Source organism: Bacillus sp. 05T31 (assembly GCF_056396725.1).
Map to the genome: position 1 here is coordinate 1 of NZ_JBFTMA010001155.1, position 792 is coordinate 792.

General features: G+C 28.5%; 1 protein-coding gene and 1 pseudogene. Both read right to left on the reverse strand.

The genetic code is table 11. The annotated features are described in order from the left end of the window. Nucleotides 1-413: VC0807 family protein (locus AC1DJR_RS32045; RefSeq protein WP_477004474.1), on the reverse strand; the 413-nt coding region annotated here is incomplete at its 3' end. 128 nt (nt 414-541) lie between these two features. Then, nucleotides 542-659: pseudogene (locus AC1DJR_RS32050) on the reverse strand (GTP pyrophosphokinase). Nucleotides 660-792: the final 133 nt, after the last annotated feature.

Genomic DNA, 792 nt, shown 5'->3' on the forward strand with positions numbered 1-792 from the left:
GGATATATACGACTATCACGATAAAGCTCACGACTTTTATCACGATCATGACCTTGCAGTGCTGAAATATCCGCTGCGAAATATAACATAAGTGGTTTTTTTATAAAGATTGTACATATAACGATGCAGCCAAGTACGATATGATAATATGCATCATTCCATAGCATTCGTTCCGCTGATCCAGATATTAAGTCTACCGTTGTATTAGAAATGAGTGTAATTAAAATAAAGAACCCTGTAACGTTAAACTGTTTTTCTTTTTTAAAGGTATACAGTGTATAAATAATCCCCGGAACAGAGGAAATTAACATTGCGTAATAAGGATCGATATAAGGTTTTGCAAATTTCCAAATGAGGAATGGGAATACGAGATAAAAGACAAGATCTAATATAGCTTTTTTATTTTGATTCATACAAATCCTCCTTAAGTCATACATATATTTTATAATATAATTTCTGAAAATTGTATAAGGTTTAATAAAAAAAAGAAAAGTAGATGATTAGTAGATTAAAAAAATTGTCCCTAGCGTAGTAAGTTTTTTTAGTATATAATAAAGGAAACGCTTTCATTTTTTGATTTGTTCACAAAATGGATGGAAAATCACATATTTACTATTGATATGTTACTTTATAATGAAACTAATTAAATATACATGCATACAATATTGTGAAATAAATAACATAAATAATCTATATAAATGTAAACGTTATCAAAAGAGAGGTGGAGACAATGAGTAAATTTTTCTTCAATCATAATCCAGCAACATTAGAGGATGGAAGACTGGTTAAGTA